Origin of the sequence: Pseudomonas sp. AN-1 (genome assembly GCF_034057115.1) — a bacterium.
GTDB lineage: Bacteria > Pseudomonadota > Gammaproteobacteria > Pseudomonadales > Pseudomonadaceae > Geopseudomonas.
In genome coordinates this window covers 2,412,866-2,432,228 of sequence record NZ_CP139195.1, presented here as the reverse complement: position 1 = coordinate 2,432,228, position 19,363 = coordinate 2,412,866, and the positions used below count along the sequence as shown (strand labels likewise).

The 19,363-nt window shown below is 69.7% G+C and carries 18 protein-coding genes; 14 read left to right on the top strand and 4 right to left on the bottom strand.

The genetic code is table 11. From position 1 onward, the window contains the following. The first annotated feature begins 165 nt into the window (after positions 1 to 165). The 12 genes from SK095_RS11340 (at position 166) to SK095_RS11285 (ending at position 15,530) form a co-directional block, all read left to right on the top strand. Positions 166 to 1,950: a PQQ-dependent methanol/ethanol family dehydrogenase gene (locus tag SK095_RS11340; RefSeq protein ID WP_136489597.1), complete on the top strand. Its 1,785-nt coding sequence runs from the start codon at positions 166 to 168 to the stop codon at positions 1,948 to 1,950. Between the two features lie 189 nt (positions 1,951 to 2,139). Then, positions 2,140 to 3,795 (top strand): methyl-accepting chemotaxis protein, encoded by a 1,656-nt coding sequence (locus SK095_RS11335; protein WP_414153847.1) that lies wholly within the window; start codon positions 2,140 to 2,142, stop codon positions 3,793 to 3,795. 196 nt (positions 3,796 to 3,991) lie between these two features. Beyond that, complete coding sequence (locus tag SK095_RS11330; protein WP_320548890.1) at positions 3,992 to 5,512, top strand: aldehyde dehydrogenase family protein; 1,521 nt, start codon at positions 3,992 to 3,994, stop codon at positions 5,510 to 5,512. A 323-nt stretch (positions 5,513 to 5,835) separates the two neighbouring features. Next, a complete protein-coding gene (pqqA, locus tag SK095_RS11325; RefSeq protein WP_003253598.1) occupies positions 5,836 to 5,907 on the top strand; it encodes a pyrroloquinoline quinone precursor peptide PqqA in 72 nt (23 codons plus the stop codon). A gap of 48 nt (positions 5,908 to 5,955) precedes the next feature. Beyond that, positions 5,956 to 6,867: a pyrroloquinoline quinone biosynthesis protein PqqB gene (pqqB, locus tag SK095_RS11320; protein ID WP_136491773.1), complete on the top strand. Its 912-nt coding sequence runs from the start codon at positions 5,956 to 5,958 to the stop codon at positions 6,865 to 6,867. Between the two features lie 128 nt (positions 6,868 to 6,995). Continuing rightward, positions 6,996 to 7,748, top strand: a complete 753-nt coding sequence (gene pqqC, locus SK095_RS11315; protein WP_090214703.1) for a pyrroloquinoline-quinone synthase PqqC — start codon at positions 6,996 to 6,998, stop codon at positions 7,746 to 7,748. A gap of 124 nt (positions 7,749 to 7,872) precedes the next feature. After that, positions 7,873 to 8,151: a pyrroloquinoline quinone biosynthesis peptide chaperone PqqD gene (pqqD, locus tag SK095_RS11310; RefSeq protein ID WP_136491774.1), complete on the top strand. Its 279-nt coding sequence runs from the start codon at positions 7,873 to 7,875 to the stop codon at positions 8,149 to 8,151. Then, positions 8,123 to 9,277: a pyrroloquinoline quinone biosynthesis protein PqqE gene (gene pqqE, locus SK095_RS11305; RefSeq protein WP_136491775.1), complete on the top strand. Its 1,155-nt coding sequence runs from the start codon at positions 8,123 to 8,125 to the stop codon at positions 9,275 to 9,277. The genes pqqD and pqqE overlap by 29 nt, the downstream gene beginning before the upstream one ends. Before the next feature lie 106 nt (positions 9,278 to 9,383). Continuing rightward, positions 9,384 to 11,372 carry a S9 family peptidase gene (locus tag SK095_RS11300; protein WP_320546361.1) on the top strand — a complete coding sequence of 663 codons (1,989 nt, stop codon included), beginning with the start codon at positions 9,384 to 9,386 and terminating at the stop codon, positions 11,370 to 11,372. A 119-nt stretch (positions 11,373 to 11,491) separates the two neighbouring features. Then, entirely contained in the window at positions 11,492 to 12,649 is a 1,158-nt protein-coding gene (gene ercA, locus SK095_RS11295; RefSeq protein WP_136491161.1) for an alcohol dehydrogenase-like regulatory protein ErcA, read from the top strand. Next, the gene (locus tag SK095_RS11290; protein WP_320546360.1) at positions 12,633 to 14,354 is read left to right on the top strand and encodes a NahK/ErcS family hybrid sensor histidine kinase/response regulator; all 1,722 of its coding nucleotides are present in this window, start codon (positions 12,633 to 12,635) and stop codon (positions 14,352 to 14,354) included. The genes ercA and SK095_RS11290 overlap by 17 nt, the downstream gene beginning before the upstream one ends. Positions 14,355 to 14,480: 126 nt before the next feature. Continuing rightward, the gene (locus SK095_RS11285) at positions 14,481 to 15,530 is read left to right on the top strand and encodes an extracellular solute-binding protein (RefSeq protein WP_320546359.1); all 1,050 of its coding nucleotides are present in this window, start codon (positions 14,481 to 14,483) and stop codon (positions 15,528 to 15,530) included. Here SK095_RS11285 and SK095_RS11280 read toward each other — a convergent pair. Further along, positions 15,520 to 16,461: an acyltransferase gene (locus SK095_RS11280; RefSeq protein WP_320546358.1), complete on the bottom strand. Its 942-nt coding sequence runs from the start codon at positions 16,459 to 16,461 to the stop codon at positions 15,520 to 15,522. The two genes, SK095_RS11285 and SK095_RS11280, sit on opposite strands and share 11 nt — an antisense overlap. A gap of 200 nt (positions 16,462 to 16,661) precedes the next feature. Here SK095_RS11280 and SK095_RS11275 point away from each other — a divergent pair, with 200 nt between their 5' ends. Together SK095_RS11275 and SK095_RS11270 are read left to right on the top strand one after the other, a co-directional pair. Then, positions 16,662 to 17,147: a peptidylprolyl isomerase gene (locus tag SK095_RS11275; RefSeq protein ID WP_320546357.1), complete on the top strand. Its 486-nt coding sequence runs from the start codon at positions 16,662 to 16,664 to the stop codon at positions 17,145 to 17,147. A 113-nt stretch (positions 17,148 to 17,260) separates the two neighbouring features. Continuing rightward, positions 17,261 to 17,755 (top strand): glutathione peroxidase, encoded by a 495-nt coding sequence (locus SK095_RS11270; protein WP_136491156.1) that lies wholly within the window; start codon positions 17,261 to 17,263, stop codon positions 17,753 to 17,755. 49 nt (positions 17,756 to 17,804) lie between these two features. On the opposite strand, the gene cysZ is transcribed toward SK095_RS11270, so the two are convergent. The 3 genes from cysZ to SK095_RS11255 all read right to left on the bottom strand — a co-directional run bounded on the left by cysZ (position 17,805) and on the right by SK095_RS11255 (position 19,340). Continuing rightward, positions 17,805 to 18,560: a sulfate transporter CysZ gene (gene cysZ / locus SK095_RS11265; RefSeq protein WP_136491155.1), complete on the bottom strand. Its 756-nt coding sequence runs from the start codon at positions 18,558 to 18,560 to the stop codon at positions 17,805 to 17,807. Between the two features lie 148 nt (positions 18,561 to 18,708). Further along, positions 18,709 to 19,050 carry a HopJ type III effector protein gene (locus SK095_RS11260; RefSeq protein WP_320546356.1) on the bottom strand — a complete coding sequence of 114 codons (342 nt, stop codon included), beginning with the start codon at positions 19,048 to 19,050 and terminating at the stop codon, positions 18,709 to 18,711. Beyond that, positions 19,047 to 19,340: a DUF1244 domain-containing protein gene (locus tag SK095_RS11255; protein ID WP_320546355.1), complete on the bottom strand. Its 294-nt coding sequence runs from the start codon at positions 19,338 to 19,340 to the stop codon at positions 19,047 to 19,049. The genes SK095_RS11260 and SK095_RS11255 overlap by 4 nt, the downstream gene beginning before the upstream one ends. Positions 19,341 to 19,363: the final 23 nt, after the last annotated feature.

The window sequence follows — 19,363 nt, the reverse complement described above, 5'->3', positions numbered from 1 at the left end:
GCTCCGAACCCGCGCCGCGCGCGGCTTGCGGGCGGGTATTGCTACCAAGGAAGCATGTCTTTGCTCCCCGCGATCAATTGTTGCGCCACCCCCTGCGGCGAAGAATTCGCTACAGACCGGGAAAAATTCCCGGCACATAACAATGAACCCGCAGAGGTAGCCGCAATGAAGCACTCCGGTCTCACCCATTCCTTTGCCAGGACCACGCTGGGCCTTGCGCTGGCGCTGTCCGGCCTGTCCGCCTGGGCCGTCACCGACGACGACATCCTCAAGGATGCGCAGACCCCCGGCGAGGTCGTCACCAACGGTCTCGGCCTGCAGGGCCAGCGCTACAGCACCCTGAACACCCTCAACGCCGACAACGTCACCCAGCTGCGTCCGGTGTGGGCGTTCTCCTTCGGTGGCGAGAAGCAGCGCGGCCAGCAGGCCCAGCCGCTGGTCAAGGATGGCGTGATGTACATGACCGCCTCCTACTCGCGGGTGTTCGCCGTCGACGCGCGCACCGGCAAGGAACTCTGGCAGTACGACGCCCGCCTGCCCGACGGCATCATGCCGTGCTGCGACGTGATCAACCGCGGTGTCGCCCTGTACGGCGACCTGGTGATCTTCGGCACCCTCGACGCCAAGCTGGTCGCCCTCAACAAGGACACCGGCAAGGTGGTCTGGAAGAAGACCGTGGCCGACTACAAGGCCGGCTACTCGATCACCGCCGCACCGCTGGTGGTCAATGGCAAGCTGATCACCGGCGTGTCCGGTGGCGAGTTCGGCGTGGTCGGCAAGATCGAGGCCTACAACCCGAAGAACGGCGAGCTGCTGTGGACCCGTCCGACCGTGGAAGGCCACATGGGCTACGTCTGGAAGGACGGCAAGAAGGTCGAGAACGGCATCACCGGCGGCGAGGCCGGCAAGTCCTGGCCGGGCGACCTGTGGAAGACCGGCGGCGCGGCGCCGTGGCTGGGCGGCTACTACGACCCGGAAACCAACCAGCTGCTGTTCGGCACCGGCAACCCGGCGCCGTGGAACTCGCACCTGCGCCCCGGCGACAACCTCTACTCGTCCTCGCGCCTGGCGCTGAACCCGGACGACGGCACCATCAAGTGGCACTTCCAGACCACCCCGCACGACGGCTGGGACTTCGACGGCGTCAACGAGCTGGTGTCGTTCAACTACCAGGACGGCGGCAAGACCGTGAAGGCGGCGGCCACCGCCGACCGCAACGGCTTCTTCTACGTGCTCGACCGCACCAACGGCAAGTTCATCCGCGGCTTCCCGTTCGTCGACAAGATCACCTGGGCCAAGGGCCTGGACAAGAACGGCCGGCCGATCTACGACGACGCCAACCGTCCGGGCTCGCCGGGCGACGCCGGTGCGCAGGGCAAGACCGTCACCGTGGCGCCGTCCTTCCTCGGCGGCAAGAACTGGATGCCGATGGCCTACAGCCAGGACACCGGGCTGTTCTACGTGCCGTCCAACGAGTGGAGCATGGACATCTGGAACGAGGGCACCGCCTACAAGAAGGGCGCGGCCTACCTCGGCGCCGGCTTCACCATCCACCCGCTCAACGAGGACTACATCGGCGTGCTGCGCGCCATCGACCCGAAGACCGGCAAGGAAGTCTGGCGCTACAAGAACTACGCGCCGCTGTGGGGCGGCGTGCTGGCCACCAAGGGCAACCTGGTGTTCACCGGCAACCCGGAAGGCTTCCTGATGGCCTTCGACGCCAAGACCGGCAAGAAGCTCTACGAGTTCAACACCGGCTCGGGCGTGATCGGCTCGCCGATCACCTGGGAGATGGACGGCGAGCAGTACGTCTCCGTGCTGTCCGGCTGGGGCGGCGCCGTGCCGCTGTGGGGCGGCGAGGTGGCCAAGCGCATCAAGGACTTCAACCAGGGCGGCATGGTGTGGACCTTCAAGCTGCCCAAGGAAGTGGCGGCGGTCGCCAAGCGCTGATCCGTCCGCTGTAGCAGTGCACGAGGCCGGCGACTTGCCGGCCTCGTCGCGTCTGCCGGTCGCTCAAGTTTGCGGTGCGGCGGCCGATATACAGGCGATGTCCCGCGCAAGGCGACCGCCGCCATGTTCCCCGACGGTCTGCCGTGCTTCCAACAAGAACAAGGCCGGCAAGCCCGGCGGCAGTAGCGGATGGCCACAGGCCGCCCTGCCTGCCGGCGCCGGCGCCTCCAGCGAGGAGCCCCCATGACATCCATCCGTTTCCGCACGCTCGCCGAACGCCTGTTGCCGGGCGGCGTGGCGGCCCTGTTGCTGCTCGCCCAGGCGCAGGGCTGGCTGCCGTTCTGGCTGTGCCTGGCCCTGCTGCTGGCGGCGCTGCCCGCCGTGGCGCTGCTCGTGCGCCGAAGCTCGCGGGGGGGCAGCACGGCCGGTGTCGATGTCGACCAACTGGCCCGCGGCCTGTCCCGCTCGATCAGTCACAACGCCCTGTCGGCCGCCGGCGTCGCCTACTCGGCGCAGCAGCTGGCCGAGCGGGTCGAGTCGCAGGTCACCGCCGCGGCGCAGATCGTCGGCAGCGCCGAGGTGATGATCGCCACCGAGGCGCAGACCTCGGCGCTCAGCAAGCAGGCGGTGGAGGCCGCCATCGAGGCGCGGCAGAGCAGCGATGCCGGCCGCCGCGTGCTGGTCGACACCATCGGCCGCATGCAGCAGCTGCGCCAGCAGGCCGGCGCCAGCCGCGAGCTGATCGAGGAGCTGAACCGGCGCAGCGCGGATATCCAGCGGGTCACCGGGGTGATCGAGGAGATCGCCAGCCAGACCAACCTGCTGGCGCTCAACGCGGCCATCGAGGCGGCGCGCGCCGGCGAGCACGGCCGCGGCTTCGCCGTGGTGGCCGGCGAGGTGCGCAGCCTGGCCGGGCGTACCGCGACGGCGACCGCCGAGGTGGGACAGATGATCGGCGAGATCCAGCGCCGTACCCGCGAGGTGGTCGAGCAGATCCGCAGTCTGTCCGCCGAGCTGGTCACCGGGGTCAACGAGGTGGAGCGCGCCGGCCAGCACCTGGAGAGCATCGCCGCGCTGTCGGTGGATGTCGAACGGCAGATCAGCGAGATCGCCGTCGGCTCCGACGACAACCGGCGCCAGCTCGGCAGCCTGTTCGCCGCGGTCGACCAGATGCGCAGCGACCTGGCGGTCAGCGACGAGCAGACCCGCCGCCTGGAGGGCGAGGCGATGAAGCTGGAGGAGCTGACCGAGCACATCAGCGAGCAGCTCGCCGCGGTGGCCCTCGACGACTACCACCAGCGCGTCTACGACCTGGCCCGCGAGGGCGCGCAGGCGATCACCCGGCAGTTCGAGGCGGCGATCAAGGCCGGACGGATCAGCCTCGACGACCTGTTCGACCGCCACTACCGGCCGGTGCCCGGCACCCATCCGCAGAAGTTCGCCAGCCGCTTCGACCGTTTCACCGACGAGGTGCTGCCGGCCATCCAGGAGCCGCTGCTGGGGCGCCACGAGGGCGTGGTGTTCGCCATCGCCTGCACGCCGGACGGCTACGTGCCGACCCACAACCTGGCGTTCAGCCAGCCGCTCACCGGCGACCTGCAGGCGGACATGGCGCACAGCCGCAGCAAGCGCATCTTCACCGACCGTACCGGCATCCGCTGCGGCAGCCACCAGCAGCCGCTGCTGATGCAGACCTACACCCGCGACACCGGCGAGCTGATGCACGACCTGTCGGTGCCGATCCTCGTCCACGGCCGCCACTGGGGCGGGCTGCGCCTGGGCTACCGGCCGGAGGCCGCAGCGGCGCCCGAGCCGGCGCGCCAGCGCCAGCACGCCGCGGCGTGACGGGCGGCGCAAGGCGTCTGCGCGGCACCTTGCGCTTTGCCGGCGCGCATGCAACCTTTCTTGCGGCCGTTACTACCAAATAACGAGCTTCTGCCTTCCATCGGCGCATACCTGCGCCGCGTGCGGACTGCCACCATCAACGCACAGTCCGCGCAGAACCAGATCGGACCGCAACAATAAAAGAGAGGCCATGAGCATGATCTACGCACAACCGGGTACCGCTGGCGCCGTCGTTTCCTTCAAGCCGCGTTACGGCAACTTCATCAATGGTGAGTTCGTGGCTCCGGTGAAGGGCCAGTACTTCACCAACACCACGCCGGTCACCGGCGAGGCCATCGCCGAATTCCCGCGCTCCACCGCCGAAGACATCGAGCTGGCGCTGGACGCCGCCCACGCCGCCGCCGACGCCTGGGGCCGCACCTCGGTGCAGGACCGCGCCAACATCCTGCTGAAGATCGCCGACCGCATCGAGCAGAACCTGGAAGTGCTCGCCGTCGCCGAGACCTGGGACAACGGCAAGGCCGTGCGCGAGACCCTCAACGCCGACGTACCGCTGTCCGCCGACCACTTCCGCTACTTCGCCGGCTGCATCCGCGCCCAGGAAGGCGCCGCCGCCGAGATCAACGACACCACCGCCGCCTACCACTTCCACGAGCCGCTGGGCGTGGTCGGCCAGATCATCCCGTGGAACTTCCCGCTGCTGATGGCGGCCTGGAAGCTGGCCCCGGCGCTGGCCGCCGGCAACTGCATCGTGCTGAAACCGGCCGAGCAGACCCCGCTGTCGATCATGGTGCTGGCCGAGATCATCGCCGACCTGCTGCCGCCGGGCGTGCTGAACATCGTCCAGGGCTTCGGCCGCGAGGCCGGCGAGGCGCTGGCCACCAGCAAGCGCATCGCCAAGATCGCCTTCACCGGCTCCACCCCGGTTGGCTCGCACATCCTCAAGTGCGCCGCCGAGAACATCATCCCCAGCACCGTCGAGCTGGGCGGCAAGTCGCCGAACATCTTCTTCGAAGACATCATGCGCGCCGAGCCGGAGTTCATCGAGAAGGCCGCCGAGGGCCTGGTGCTGGCGTTCTTCAACCAGGGCGAGGTGTGCACCTGCCCGTCGCGCGCGCTGATCCAAGAGTCGATCTACGACGAGTTCATGGCCGAGGTCATGAAGAAGGTCAAGCAGATCAAGCGCGGCAACCCGCTGGACACCGAGACCATGGTCGGCGCCCAGGCGTCCAACCAGCAGTTCGAGAAGATCCTCTCCTACATGGACATCGCCCGCGAGGAAGGTGCCGAGATCCTCACCGGCGGCGCCGCCGAGAAGCTCGAAGGCAGCCTGGCCAGCGGCTACTACGTGCAGCCGACCCTGATCAAGGGCACCAACGACATGCGCGTGTTCCAGGAGGAGATCTTCGGCCCGGTGGTCGGCGTGACCACCTTCAAGGACGAGGCCGAGGCGCTGGCGATCGCCAACGACACCGAGTTCGGCCTGGGCGCCGGCGTGTGGACCCGCGACATCAACCGCGCCTACCGCATGGGCCGCGGCATCAAGGCCGGCCGCGTGTGGACCAACTGCTACCACCTGTACCCGGCGCACGCCGCCTTCGGTGGCTACAAGAAGTCCGGCGTGGGCCGTGAGACCCACAAGATGATGCTCGACCACTACCAGCAGACCAAGAACCTGCTGGTCAGCTACGACATCAAGCCGCTGGGCTTCTTCTGAGCACTGCCGGAGGGCGGGACGGCAGCCCCGCCCTCCGGTCTGCGGGGTTCTCCACGGGCGCGTTGCCCCGACGCGCCATCCCTTGCTGTGTTGCTTGTCGATGCGCTCCCCGGGCGCGGTTGCCAAGGGGTTTCCCATGGCTCCAGGCAACCTTTCATCGAGCGCGGCTTCGGCCGCGTTTTTTTATGCCCGCCGGTCGGTCCGCCGGCAGGACTACCAAGGATCGCCGAAACTCCTTCCAAAGTACCATTTGGCGCGCCTGCAGAAGGGCGCATAACTGTCTTGCCGGAATTCACCGGTTTCGACAACAAGAGGACTGCGCCATGTGGACCAAGCCCGCCTTCACCGATCTGCGTATTGGCTTCGAAGTGACCATGTACTTCGCCAACCGTTGATCCACACAGCCCCGGCCCGTCCGGGGCTTCCCGTCCGGGGACTCCCCCATGCATATCCGCATTCTCGGTTCCGCCGCCGGCGGCGGCTTTCCCCAGTGGAACTGCAACTGCCGCAACTGCCGCGGCCTGCGCGAAGGCACCCTGAGCGCCACGCCGCGCACCCAGTCTTCCATCGCCCTGTCCGATGACGGGGTCAACTGGATCGTCTGCAACGCCTCGCCCGACATCCGCGCGCAGATCGAATCCTTCCCGGCCCTGCAGCCGGCGCGCGCGGTGCGCGACACCGCGATCCGCGCGCTGATCCTGCTGGACAGCCAGATCGACCACACCACCGGCCTGCTCACCCTGCGCGAGGGCTGCCCGCACGAGGTGTGGTGCAGCGAGATGGTCCACCAGGACCTGACCAGCGGTTTCCCGCTGTTCAACATGCTCAGCCACTGGCACGGCGGCCTGAGCTGGCGGCGCATCGAGCTGGACCGCGGCTTCACCGTCGAGGCCTGCCCGGCGCTGCGCTTCACGCCGATCCCGCTGCGCAGCGCGGCGCCGCCCTATTCGCCGCACCGCAACGACCCGCATCCGGGCGACAACCTCGGCCTCTTGGTCGAGGACACCCGCACCGGCGGCAAGCTGTTCTACGCCCCCGGCCTCGGCCAGGTGGACGGTGCGCTGCTGGAGTGGATGGACCGCGCCGACTGCCTGCTGGTCGACGGCACCCTGTGGCGTGACGACGAGATGATCCACGCCGGCTGCGGCACCAAGCTGGGCAGCGAGATGGGCCACCTGCCGCAGAGCGGCGCCGGCGGCATGCTCGAGGTGCTCGAGCGCCTGCCGCGTCAGCGCAAGGTGCTCATCCACATCAACAACACCAACCCGATCCTCGACGAGGAGTCGCCCGAGCGCGCCGAGCTGAAGGCGCGCGGCGTCGAGGTCGCCTGGGACGGCATGCAGATCGCGTTGTAAGCCACGGCTGATGGTGCGCATGGCGCACCCTACGCCAGCCGTACCGCCCAGTAGGGTGCGCCATGCGCACCGCACGCCAAGAACAACAACGAGCCGCGCCAGCAGGCGTGGCCACCCGAGGAGCCGTGATGACCCAGACTGCCATGAGCCCCGCCGAATTCGAGCAGGCGCTGCGCGCCAAGGGCGCCTACTACCACATCCACCACCCGTTCCACGTCGCCATGTACGAGGGCCGCGCCACGCGCGAGCAGATCCAGGGCTGGGTGGCCAACCGCTTCTACTACCAGGTGTGCATCCCGGTGAAGGACGCGGCGATCATGGCCAACTGCCCGGACCGCGACACCCGCCGCGAGTGGATCCAGCGCATCGTCGACCACGACGGCGCGCCGGGCGAGGAGGGCGGCATCGAGGCCTGGCTGCGCCTCGGCGAGGCGGTCGGCCTGGATCGCGCGCAACTGCTGTCCCAGGAACTGGTGCTGCCCGGGGTGCGCTTCGCGGTGGACGCCTACGTCAACTTCGCCCGCCGCGCGTCCTGGCAGGAAGCGGCCAGCAGCTCGCTGACCGAGCTGTTCGCCCCGCACATCCACCAGTCGCGCCTGGACGCCTGGCCGGCGCACTACCCGTGGATCGACCCGACCGGCTACGACTACTTCCGCAAGCGCCTCAAGGAAGCGCGCCGCGACGTCGAGCACGGCCTGCGCATCACCCTGGCGCACTACACCACCTGGCAGGCCCAGCAGCGCATGCTGGAGATCCTGCAGTTCAAGCTCGACGTGCTGTGGAGCATGCTCGACGCCATGAGCATGGCCTACGAGCTGGAGCGCCCGCCGTACCACACGGTGACCGCCGAGCGGGTCTGGCACCGGGGGATCGCGCTGTGAGCCGCAAGCCCCTGGTACGCACGGCGCCCCCAGCGGACGACGCGCTTCGCGTAGGGCGCGCTGTGCGCACCATCACCACTCCGCTGTTTCCGGTGCGCATGGCGCACCCTACGGAGGTTCGCCCATGAGCGACGACATCCAGCTCAAGATTCCGGCGCTGCGCCGCGGCTTCCGCTTCCAGTGGGAGCCGGCGCAGGGCTGCCACGTGCTGCTCTATCCCGAGGGCATGATCAAGCTCAACGACAGCGCCGGGGCGATCCTCGCCGAGGTCGACGGCGTGCGCAGCGTCGCTGCCATCATCGATGACCTCTGCGCGCGCTTCCCGGAGGTGCCGGGCATCGACGAGGACATCCTGGCATTCCTGGAGGTGGCCCGTGAACGGTTCTGGATCGAGCTTCGCTAAGCCGGGGCACGTGCCCGGCCCGCCGCTGTGGCTGCTGGCCGAGCTGACCTACCGCTGCCCGCTGCAGTGCCCGTACTGCTCCAACCCGCTGGACTTCGCCCAGCACAAGGAGGAGCTGAGCACCGAGCAGTGGATCGAGGTGTTCCGCCAGGCCAGAGAGCTGGGCGCCGCCCAGCTCGGCTTCTCCGGCGGCGAGCCGCTGGTGCGCCAGGATCTCGCCGAGCTGATTCGTGCCGCGCGCGAACTGGGCTACTACACCAACCTGATCACCTCGGGGATCGGCCTGACCGAGGCGCGCATCGCCGAGTTCGCCGAGGCCGGCCTCGACCATATCCAGATCAGCTTCCAGGCCGCCGACGAGGAGGTGAACAACCTGCTGGCCGGCTCGCAGAAGGCCTTCGCCCACAAGCTGGAGATGGCCCGCGCGGTGAAGAAGCACGGCTACCCGATGGTGCTCAACTTCGTCACCCACCGGCACAACATCGACAACATCGAGCGGATCATCGAGCTGTGCATCGAGCTGGAGGCCGACTTCGTCGAGCTGGCCACCTGCCAGTTCTACGGCTGGGCCGAGCTCAACCGCGCCGGGCTGTTGCCGACCCGCGCCCAGCTGGAGCGCGCCGAGCGCATCACCAACGAGTGGCGCGACAGGCTGGCGGCGCAGGGCCACCCGTGCAAGCTGATCTTCGTCACCCCCGACTACTACGAGGAGCGCCCCAAGGCGTGCATGAACGGCTGGGGCAGCCTGTTCCTCGACATCACCCCGGACGGCACCGCGCTGCCCTGCCACAGCGCGCGGATGCTGCCGGTGCAGTTCCCCAAGGTCACCGAGCACAGCCTCAAGCACATCTGGTACGACTCCTTCGGCTTCAACCGCTACCGCGGCGACGACTGGATGCCCGAGCCGTGCCGCTCCTGCGACGAGAAGGACCGCGACTTCGGCGGCTGCCGCTGCCAGGCGTTCCTGCTCACCGGCGACGCCGACAACGCCGACCCGGTGTGCAGCAAGTCGGCGCACCACGGCATGATCCTCGACGCCCGCCGCGAGGCGGAGGAAGCGCCCTGGAGCCTGGAACAACTGACCCACCGCAACGTGCATGCCTCGCAGATCATCTGCAAGGGCTGAGGGCGGGCAGATGAGCCGTGCCAGGGGGCTGATCGTTCCCACGCTCCCGCGTGGGAACGCCGCCGTCGCCGCTCCGGCGGCCGGGGGGCAGCCGACTCCCGCGGCGATGGCTGCCGAGCCGCTGCCCTGCGGCGCCTGGCCCAGCGCCTGGAGCGCCGAACGGGCCGCCGCGGCCAGCCGCGACTTCGCCGAGCTGCGCGCCGGCCTCGGCGGCCTGCTGTGGCTGCAGTTCGACCCGGCGGAGGCGGCCTGCAGCCTGTGGCTGTGGCGCGCCGGGCGGGCGCGGCGGCTGACCCCGCCGGGCTTCTCGGTGCGCAGCCGGGTCTACGAGTACGGTGGCGGCGCCTTCTGCCTGACCGGCGCCGGCGTGGCGCTGGTCGGCGAGGCCGACCAGCAGCTCTGGTGGCTGAGCGTCGGTGCCGACGGCAGCCCCGGCGAGCTGCACGGGGTGACCGCCAATCCCGACTGCCGCTACGGCGACCTGCAGCATGCACCGGCCTGGCAGGCGGTGCTGGCAGTGGAGGAGCGCCGCGAGGGCGACGCCGTGGTGCACCGCCTGGTCAGCCTGGCGCTGCACGACGGCGCGCGCCGCGTGCTGGCCGAGGGCGCCGACTTCTATTGCGCGCCGCGGCTGTCCGCCGATGGCCGCTGGCTGGCCTGGATCGAGTGGGACCGCCCCGAGCTGCCATGGACGGCGACCCGCCTGTGCCGGATGGCGCTGCACGCCGACGGCTCGCTCGGCGCGCGCGAGGTGCTGGCCGGCGACGCGGACGATCAGTCGCTGCAGCAGCCGTGCTTCGCCGCCGACGGCAGCCTGACCTGCCTGAGCGACCGCGACGGCTGGTGGCGGCCGTGGCACGAGTATGGCGGGCGCTGGCAGCCTGTCGGGACAGGTGGTGCGCATGGCGCACCCTACGGCAAGGCGGCATCGTCCGTAGGGTGCGCCGCGCGCACCAACATCTCCACCGAAAGCGAAGGCTGGAGCGAACCGCGGCCCATGGCGGAAGCCGACCACGCCCCGGCGCCCTGGCAGCTGGGCACCGTCAGCCACCTGCCGCTGGCCGGCGGCGGCTGGCTGCTGGCGCGCCTGGAGGAGGGCTGGGGCCTGCTGGTCGAGCGCGACGCGGCCGGCCGCGAGCGCCGACTGGCGGCGGAGTTCAGCCGCTTCCGCCAGCTCGCCGCCGACGCGCGGCACTTCTACTGCATCGCCGCCGCGCCGGACCGGCTGCCGGCGCTGCTGGCCATCGCCCGCGACTCGGGCGCGGTCGAGATCCTCGCCGGCGGCGAGCAGCCGCTGGCCGAGGCCGAGCTGTCGCGCCCGCAGGCGATCCGCTTCGCCACGGGGGACGGCGAGAGCGCCCAGGCGTTCTTCCATGCGCCGCGCAACGCCGCCTGCCGCGTGCCGGCCGGCGAGCGGCCGCCGCTGGTGCTGTTCCTGCATGGCGGGCCGACCTCGGCCTGCTATCCGGTGTTCGACCCGCGCATCCAGTTCTGGACCCAGCGCGGCTTCGCCGTCGCCGACCTCAACTACCGCGGCTCCAGCGGCTTCGGCCGCGCCTGCCGGCTGCGCCTCGCGGGGGCCTGGGGCGATATCGAGGTGGCGGACGCCGTGGCGCTGGTGCGCCACCTCGGCGCGCAGGGGCTGATCGACCCGGCGCGCGCCTTCATCCGCGGCGCCAGCGCCGGCGGCTACACCGCGCTGTGCGCGCTGGCCTTCCACGACGTGTTCCGCGGCGGCGCCAGCCTGTACGGGGTCAGCGACCCGCTGGCCCTGCGCCGCGTCACCCACAAGTTCGAGGGCGACTACCTGGACTGGCTGATCGGCGATCCCGTGCGCGACGCCGAACGCTACGCGGCGCGCACCCCGCTCAACCATGCCGGGAACATCCGTGCGCCGCTGATCTTCTTCCAGGGCGGGCTGGACGCCGTGGTGGTGCCGCAGCAGACCGAGGCGATGGTCGCCGCGCTGCAGGCCGGCGGCGTGGCGGTCGAGTACCGCCTGTACCCGGACGAGCGCCACGGCTTCCGCCAGGCCGCCCATCTCGCCGATGCCCTCGAGCGCGAATGGCAGTTCTATTGCCGCCTGCTCGGCTGAGGCCGGATGGCGACCGCACGGCGGGCGGATTGCCATCGGTTGATTGCAAAGACCGAGCAATGCAGTAGGCTGTCGCCTTGAAACATTCCATAACAACAACGATGCCGTCAGGTTCCTGCATGTCCCTCTCGCCGCTCCGCAAGTTCGTCAGCCCGGAAATCATCTTCGGCGCCGGTTCCCGCCATTCGGTCGGCAACTACGCCGCGACCTTCGGCGCCCGCAAGGTGCTGGTGGTGTCCGACCCCGGCGTGCTGGCGGCCGGCTGGGTCACCGACGTGCAGGCCAGTCTCGACCAGCAGGGCATCGCCCACGTGCTGTTCACCGGCGTGTCGCCCAACCCGCGGGTGGAGGAGGTGATGGCCGGCGCCGAGCTGTACCGCGCCAGCGGCTGCGACGTGATAGTCGCGGTGGGCGGCGGCAGCCCGATGGACTGCGCCAAGGCCATCGGCATCGTCGCCGCGCACGGGCGCAGCATCCTCGAGTTCGAGGGCGTCGACACCATCCGTGTGCCCAGCCCGCCGCTGATCCTGATCCCGACCACCGCCGGCACCTCGGCCGACGTGTCGCAGTTCGTGATCATCTCCAACCAGGTCGAGCGGATGAAGTTCTCCATCGTCAGCAAGGCGGTGGTGCCCGACGTGTCGCTGATCGACCCGGAAACCACGCTGAGCATGGATCCGTTCCTCTCCGCCTGCACCGGCATCGACGCCCTGGTGCACGCCATCGAGGCGTTCGTCTCCACCGGCGCCGGCCCGCTCACCGACCCCCACGCGCTGGAGGCCATGCGGCTGATCGGCGGCAACCTGGTGGCGATGATCGCCGATCCCAACGATATCGCCCTGCGCGAGAAGATCATGCTCGGCAGCATGCAGGCCGGCCTGGCCTTCTCCAATGCCATCCTCGGCGCGGTGCACGCCATGAGCCACAGCCTCGGCGGTTTCCTCGACCTGCCGCACGGCCTGTGCAACGCGGCGCTGGTCGAGCACGTGGTGGCGTTCAACTTCGATGCCGCGCCTGAGCGCTTCCGCCTGGTCGCCGAGACCCTCGGCATCGACTGCCGCGGGCTGACCCCACCGCAGGTGCGCGCGCGGCTGGTCGAGCACCTGATCGCCTTCAAGCAGGCGGTCGGTTTCGAGGAGACCCTGCGCCGCCACGGCGTCGGCAGCTCGGACATCCCCTTCCTGTCGCGCCACGCCATGCGCGACCCGTGCATCCTGACCAACCCCAGGCAGTCGACCCAGCGCGACGTCGAGGTGGTGTATGGCGAAGCCCTCTGACGCGCGGCCCAACGTCGCCGACCTGCTCGGCCTCGGCAGCCACTCGGCGCGCAAGAGCTACTACCCGGAGCTGTCGGCGCGCCTCGACGAGCTGGAGCGCGAGCGCAACCGCTACAAGTGGCTGTTCGAGCACGCCGTGCACGGCATCTTCCAGGCCAGCCTGCACGACGGCATCCGCGCCGCCAACCCGGCGCTGGCGCACATGCTCGGCTACGACGATCCGCAGCAGGTGCTGTGGTCGCAGCGCGACCTGGCCGAGCAGCTGTTCGTCGGCGGCGCCGCCGAGCTGGCGCGCATCGGCGCGGTACTACGCGAGGGCAAGGGCCTGTTCGGCTACGAAACCCGCTTGCGCCGGCGCGACGGCAGCCATATCGACGTGCTGATGAACCTGCTGCTCAAGCCCGATGCGGAAGGGCTGGTCGAGGGCTTCGTCGCCGACATCACCGAGCGCAAGCAGGCCCAGCTGCGCCAGCAGCAGCTCAACGTCGAGCTGGAGCAGCGCGTCGCCGCGCGCACCGCCGAGCTGCTCGAGGCCAACCGCCACCTGCAGCAGGAGATCCGCGAGCGCGAGCGCATCCAGTGCGAGCTGCGCGAGGCGCGCGACGCCGCCGAGGCGGCCAACCAGAGCAAGGACAAGTACCTGGCGGCGGCCAGCCACGACCTGCTGCAGCCGCTCAACGCCGCGCGCCTGCTGATCGCCACCCTGCGCGAGCGGCGCCTGCCGGACAGCGAGGCCAACCTGGTGGAGCGCACCCACCAGGCTCTGGAGGGCGCCGAGGACCTGCTCGCCGACCTGCTCGACATCGCCCGTCTGGACAGCCGGGCGATCCGTCCGGACCTCGCCGTGTACCGTCTCGACGAGCTGCTGGCGCCGCTGGCCTCGGAATTCCAGCCGGTGGCGGAGGCCGCCGGCCTGGGCCTGCGCGTGCGCATCCCGCGGCTGGCGGTGCGCACCGACTTCCGCCTGCTCACCCGCATCCTGCGCAACTTCCTCAGCAACGCCTGCCGCTACACCGGCCAGGGTCGCGTGCTGCTCGGCTGCCGCCGGCGCGGCGCGCACCTGCTGATCCAGGTCGCCGACACCGGCCGCGGCATCCCGGCCGACAAGCTCGAGGAGATCTTCCTCGAGTTCAACCAGCTCGATGCTGGCCGCGCCGCCGAGCGCAAGGGCGTCGGCCTGGGTCTGGCCATCGTCGAGCGCATCGCACGCATGCTCGACTACCGCATCGCCGTGCGCTCGCAGCCGGGGCGCGGCTCGCTGTTCAGCATCGAGGTGCCGCTGGCCGACTACGTGGCGCCGGCACCGCTGGCGCGCCCGCAGGAGAGCCTCGGCGATCCGCTGCCGGGGCGCCGCGTGCTGGTGGTCGACAACGAGCCGGACATCCAGCAGAGCATGCAGGCGCTGCTCGCCCAGTGGGGCTGCGAGGTGCGCCTGGCCGGCGGCCTGGCGGAGGCGCGCGCGCAGCTGCAGGGCTGGGATGCCGAGCTGCTGCTGGTGGACTACCACCTCGATCAGGGTGCCAACGGCTGCGAACTGATCGCCAGTCTGCGCGAGGAGACGGCGCGGCTGTTGCCGGCGGTGATGATCACCGCCGAGCGCAGCGAACAGTGCCGCCGCCAGTTGCACGAGCAGGGCATCCCGCTGCTCAACAAGCCGGTCAAGCCGGGCAAGCTGCGCGCTGCGCTGAGCCAGTTCCTCTCCTGAAGTGTGATGCGGGTCACCTTTGGCGTAGAGCCTCGCGACAAAGGTCGTATGGCCCGTTTAAATCCCCCCGACGCGGAGCCGCTGTCATGGGGGCGCGGTCCGCTCATAACTATAAGGAGTGTGGGGATGTTGAAGCGGATGCTGTTGACCGTGAGCCTCGGCCTGGGGGCGGGTCTGGTGCATGCACAGGAGGTGCTCAGGGTGCATGGCTGGGAAGGACGCCTGGCCCCCAGCGTGATCGAGGCGTTCGAGAAGCAGAGCGGGATCAAGGTGGAGTACTCCACCGCCGCTTCGGCCGAGGACGTGCTGAACGATGGCGGCCAGAGCTACGACGTGGTGTTCCCGGCGCATTTCCACCTGCCGGCGCTGATCGACGCGCAGCGCCTGCAGCCGCTGGATCCGGCCAGGCTGCCCAACCTGAAGGAGGTCGATCCCGACCTGCTGGCCATGCTCAGCGGCTTCGACGGCAAGTCCCGCCACGCCGTGCCCTACCTGTGGGGCACCGTCGGCCTGGCGCTGAACGTCTCCAAGGTGGTCGACACCCTGGGTGCCATGCCCGAGGACACCTGGGGCCTGCTGTTCGATGCGCAGAACAGCGATCGCCTGAAGCAGTGCGGCATCGGCATGCTCGATGCGCGCGAGGAAACCCTGTCGCTGCTGCTCAACTACAAGGGCCGCGCCCTGGGCCGCAGCGGTCCGCGGCAGATCCAGCAGGCCGGTGCGGAGCTGGCGGCGCTGCGCGGCAAGGCCGCCAGCTTCGGCAACAACTCCTACGTCGAGCAACTGGCCAGCGGCAAGCTGTGCATGGCCATGGCCTGGAGCGGCCACGTGCTCAAGGCGGCCGACGCCGGCGCGCCGCTGCGCTTCGTCATGCCGCGCGAGGGTGCGCTGATGTTCATCGATACCATGGCGATTCCGCGCAACGCCGGCAACGTCGCCGCGGCACATCGCTTCATCGACTACCTGGCCAGTGCCGAGGCCAACACCCTCAACGCCCGCGACACCCTGTTCTACCCGGTGACCCGCATCGACGCACCGGCGATGACCAAGCTGGCCGGCGAGCGCCTGGAGCTGGTGGTCACCGGCGACCAGCGCCGCAGCTTCTACTACCTGGAGGCGCTGAGCGCCAAGCAGAAGAGCGCGGTGGACGCCTCCTGGGCCCAGGTCAGCCGCTGACCCTGGCCCGGCCGCGCGCGTGCCCCGGCCCGCGCGGTGGCCACTGCTGCTGCAGGCGCTCCAGACGGGCATCCTTGTCGCTCCACAGCCCGTTGACCCACTGCTGGAACTGCAGGCGGTAGGTCTCGTCCTCGGCGTAGCTGCGGCCGAGGAACTGCGCGGGAATCTCACGCTCCGCGAAATGCACCACCACCCGCTGCAGGCGTCCGCACAGCAGGTCGCGAAAGCGCGGCCGGCCGTCCGGGTAGTGGATGGTCACGTCGACCAGTGCCCCGAGCTGCTCGCCCATGGCGTCGATGGCCAGGGCGATGCCGCCGGCGCGCGGCCTGAGCAGGTGGCGGTAGGGCGACTGCTGCTGCTCGTGCTTGGCCTCGGTGAAGCGCGTGCCTTCGAGAAAGTTGAACAGCGCCACCGGAATGCCGCGCAGGCGCGCGCAGGCCTGGCGCGTGGTCGCCAGGTCGGCGCCGCGCTGCTCGGGGTGGCGCTCCAGGTAGGCCCTGGAGTGGCGCTTCATGAACGGGAAGTCCAGCGCCCAGCAGCACAGGCCGAACAGCGGAATCCAGATCAGCTCCTGCTTGAGGAAGAAGCGCAGCAGCGGCAGGCGGCGGTTGAGATGGCGCTGCAGGACGAAGATGTCCACCCAGCTCTGGTGGTTGCAGATCACCAGGCAGGAGCCGCGCACCCGCACGTCCTCGAGGCCCTCGACCTGCCAGCGGATGTCGCCGAGCAGCTCCATCCAGGCCCGGTTGCCGTCGGCCCAGCACTCGGCGACGTGCCCCATCAGGCGCCGGCTCCATGCCCGGCTGGCGGGCAGCGGCAGCAGCTTGAGCAGCGCCAGGGCCAGCAGCGGCCAGCACCACAGCAGGGTGTTGAGCACCAGCAGCAGGCCGGAGAGGAGGCCGCGCAGCGGCGCGGGCAGGAGTCGGAGCATGGCGGGCTTCCAGGGATGGCGGGGCGCTGGATGATAGCCCAGTGCCGGGCTCTGGCGCAGGATCGCTGGCGTTGGCGGCCATTGCCGGACAATCGGAGCCATCCATGCCGAGGCTGGCCATCTGTCCAGCGGCGGGTCGCTTTCAGCCCCCGGGCGACGTAAAATCAGCGTTCATACTCCATTCGCAAAGGTTTCCAACCATGCAGATCGCGGCCAACAAGGCGGTATCCATCGACTACACCCTGACCAACGAAGGCGGTGAAGTCATCGACAGTTCCGTCGGCGGCGCGCCGCTGGTCTACCTGCATGGCGCCGGCAACATCATCGTCGGTCTGGAGAAGGCCCTCGAGGGCAAGCAGGCCGGCGACGAGCTGGAAGTGACCATCGAGCCGGAAGAAGCCTACGGCGACTACAGCGTCGAGCTGGTGGCCGTGCTCAACCGCGCCATGTTCGAAGGCGTCGACGAGCTGGAAGTCGGCATGCAGTTCCACGCCTCCGCGCCGAACGGCGGCATGCAGATCGTCACCATCCGCGACATCGAAGGCGACGATGTCACCGTCGACGGCAACCACCCGCTGGCCGGCCAGCGCCTGAACTTCAAGGTCAAGGTGGTCGAGGTGCGCGACGCCCAGCCCGAGGAAATCGCCCACGGTCACATTCACGGCGAAGGCGGTCATCACCACTGAGAACCGCTCGGCAGGCGGCAGCCGATCTGCTGCTAAGCTGAATCCAGGAAGGCGCTGTTGCGGCTCGCGATAGCGCCTTTTTGATGGCCCGATGATTGGCATGGAGCTATGTGATGAGCCTTTTCCACGATCTGACCCTCAAGGCCCTGGACGGCGGCGACCTGCCGCTGGCCCCGCTCAAGGGCAAGGTGGTGCTGGTGGTCAACGTCGCCTCGAAGTGTGGTCTGACCCCGCAGTACGCCGGCCTGGAGCATCTCCACCAGCAATACCGCGAGCGCGGCTTCAGCGTGCTCGGCCTGCCGTGCAACCAGTTCGCCGGCCAGGAGCCGGGCAGCGAGGCGCAGATCCGCGAGTTCTGCACGCTGAACTACGGCGTCAGCTTCCCGATGAGCGCCAGGATCGAGGTCAACGGTCCCGGCCGTCATCCGCTGTACCTGCTGCTGGCCGGCGAGGGCGCGGAGTTCCCCGGCGACATCACCTGGAACTTCGAGAAATTCCTGGTCGGCCCGGACGGCCGCGTGCTGGAGCGCTTCTCGCCGCGCATCGCCCCCGAGGATCCGCAGGTGATCCAGGCGATCGAGAAGGCGCTGGCCGGCGTGGCGGCCTGACGCCCCGCCCGTGATACGGCGCCCCGCAGGGCGCGGCATCCCCATCGTCTCAGCGGCTGGCGACGACCAGTCGTGAGGCGCCGTCCTCGCGCACCCAGAACACCGTCGCCCCGGCCACCGCCGCCGGCATCAGCAGGATGTTCAGCCCCGGCACCAGCAGCGCCGCGTAGGTGGCGGCACCGAAGCCCAGGCTCTGCCAGCGCTTGGCGCGCAGCCAGGCGAGCATGTCGTCCCAGCCCATCTTGTGGTTGTCCGCTGGGTAGTCGATGTACTGCACCGCCATCATCCACACGCCGAACAGCAGCCACAGCGGCGCGGCGAGCAGGTTCAGCCCCGGAATCAGCGACAGCACCAGCAGCGCCAGCGCCCGCGGCAGCAGGTAGGCCAGCTTGCGCAGCTCGCGGCCGAGGGTGCGCGGGATCATCGCCAGCAGCTCGCCCCAGCTGAACGGCGGCGCGACGTCGCGGCCGCGCACCACCGCCTCGACCTTCTCGGCGAGGAAGCCGTTGAACGGTGCGGCGATCAGGTTGGCCAGCAGGGTGAAGCCGAAGAACAGGATCAGCAGCACCAGCGCCACGAACAGCGGCCACAACAGGTATTCGAGGAAGGCCAGCCACTGCGGCAGGGTCGGCATCAGCGCCTCGACCCAGAAGCCGAACTGCTGCACCGCCAGCACGATCAGGGCGACGAACAGCAGCAGGTTGACGGTCAGCGGCAGCAGGACGAAGCGGCGCAGGCCGGGGCTGAGGATCAGGCGCAGGCCGGCGGCGAGGTAGCCGGGGCCGGAGAGGGTCTGGATAGGCATGGGGCACTCCGTGGGGAACACGGCGCCAACCTTAGCACGCGGGGGAGGGTACCTAGCGACAGGTGCGCATTGCGAGGCAGGCTGCGGTGTGCGCGGCGCACCCTACGGCGCTGGGCAGCGTAGGGTGCGCTATGCGCACCGGCCCTGATCAGGCCTTGCGCTTGAGCGGCAGCTCGGCGAAGCGCACGCCGGCCAGGCCACTGGCCTGCAGGGCGCGGATGTTGGCGTGGTCGCTGCCCGCGGGGGTGGCCAGCACGCTGCGGTAGTGCTCGCCGAAGGCCAGCAGGGTCTCCTCGTCGCTCAGGTCCTCGAGCAGGGCGAGGCCGAGCAGCTTGCAGGAGCCCTCGTTCTGCCCGGCGGCGCTTGCGGTGCTGCCGTTGACGAAGGCCTGCGGCTGGTAGTCGTAGTGCGCGGCGATGAACGCCAGGGTGTCGGCGAAGGGATGGTCGTCGCGGCACAGGGCGGCGCGGAAGTCGTTCAGTGCGGTCATTTCTTGCTCGCTTGTTCGAAGGCGGCCAGCTGCTGCGGCGTGGCCTCTTGCTGGTACCGGGCCTTCCACTCGGCGTAGGGCATGCCGTAGATGGCGTCGCGCGCGTCCTCGGCGGACAGCTCGATGCCGCGCTCGTCGGCGGCGGCCTTGTACCACTTGCCCAGGCAGTTGCGGCAGAAGCCGGCCAGGTTCATCAGCTCGATGTTCTGCACGTCGCTGCGCTCGCCCAGGTGCTTGAGCAGGCGGCGGAAGGCGGCGGCTTCCAGTTCGAGGCGCTGTTGTTCGGTCATGGCGGCTTCTCGCGCGGTCGGTG

What these genes read in the sequence shown, in the direction of transcription:
- SK095_RS11340 (WP_136489597.1), top strand. Translation starts at nt 166, where the DNA reads ATGAAGCACTCCGGTCTCACCCATTCCTTTGCCAGGACCACGCTGGGC.
- SK095_RS11335 (WP_414153847.1), top strand. Translation starts at nt 2,140, where the DNA reads ATGGCCACAGGCCGCCCTGCCTGCCGGCGCCGGCGCCTCCAGCGAGGA.
- SK095_RS11330 (WP_320548890.1), top strand. Translation starts at nt 3,992, where the DNA reads ATGATCTACGCACAACCGGGTACCGCTGGCGCCGTCGTTTCCTTCAAG.
- pqqB (WP_136491773.1), top strand. Translation starts at nt 5,956, where the DNA reads ATGCATATCCGCATTCTCGGTTCCGCCGCCGGCGGCGGCTTTCCCCAG.
- pqqC (WP_090214703.1), top strand. Translation starts at nt 6,996, where the DNA reads ATGACCCAGACTGCCATGAGCCCCGCCGAATTCGAGCAGGCGCTGCGC.
- pqqD (WP_136491774.1), top strand. Translation starts at nt 7,873, where the DNA reads ATGAGCGACGACATCCAGCTCAAGATTCCGGCGCTGCGCCGCGGCTTC.
- SK095_RS11300 (WP_320546361.1), top strand. Translation starts at nt 9,384, where the DNA reads ATGGCTGCCGAGCCGCTGCCCTGCGGCGCCTGGCCCAGCGCCTGGAGC.
- ercA (WP_136491161.1), top strand. Translation starts at nt 11,492, where the DNA reads ATGTCCCTCTCGCCGCTCCGCAAGTTCGTCAGCCCGGAAATCATCTTC.
- SK095_RS11290 (WP_320546360.1), top strand. Translation starts at nt 12,633, where the DNA reads ATGGCGAAGCCCTCTGACGCGCGGCCCAACGTCGCCGACCTGCTCGGC.
- SK095_RS11285 (WP_320546359.1), top strand. Translation starts at nt 14,481, where the DNA reads ATGTTGAAGCGGATGCTGTTGACCGTGAGCCTCGGCCTGGGGGCGGGT.
- SK095_RS11280 (WP_320546358.1), bottom strand. Translation starts at nt 16,461, where the DNA reads ATGCTCCGACTCCTGCCCGCGCCGCTGCGCGGCCTCCTCTCCGGCCTG.
- SK095_RS11275 (WP_320546357.1), top strand. Translation starts at nt 16,662, where the DNA reads ATGCAGATCGCGGCCAACAAGGCGGTATCCATCGACTACACCCTGACC.
- SK095_RS11270 (WP_136491156.1), top strand. Translation starts at nt 17,261, where the DNA reads ATGAGCCTTTTCCACGATCTGACCCTCAAGGCCCTGGACGGCGGCGAC.
- cysZ (WP_136491155.1), bottom strand. Translation starts at nt 18,560, where the DNA reads ATGCCTATCCAGACCCTCTCCGGCCCCGGCTACCTCGCCGCCGGCCTG.
- SK095_RS11260 (WP_320546356.1), bottom strand. Translation starts at nt 19,050, where the DNA reads ATGACCGCACTGAACGACTTCCGCGCCGCCCTGTGCCGCGACGACCAT.
- SK095_RS11255 (WP_320546355.1), bottom strand. Translation starts at nt 19,340, where the DNA reads ATGACCGAACAACAGCGCCTCGAACTGGAAGCCGCCGCCTTCCGCCGC.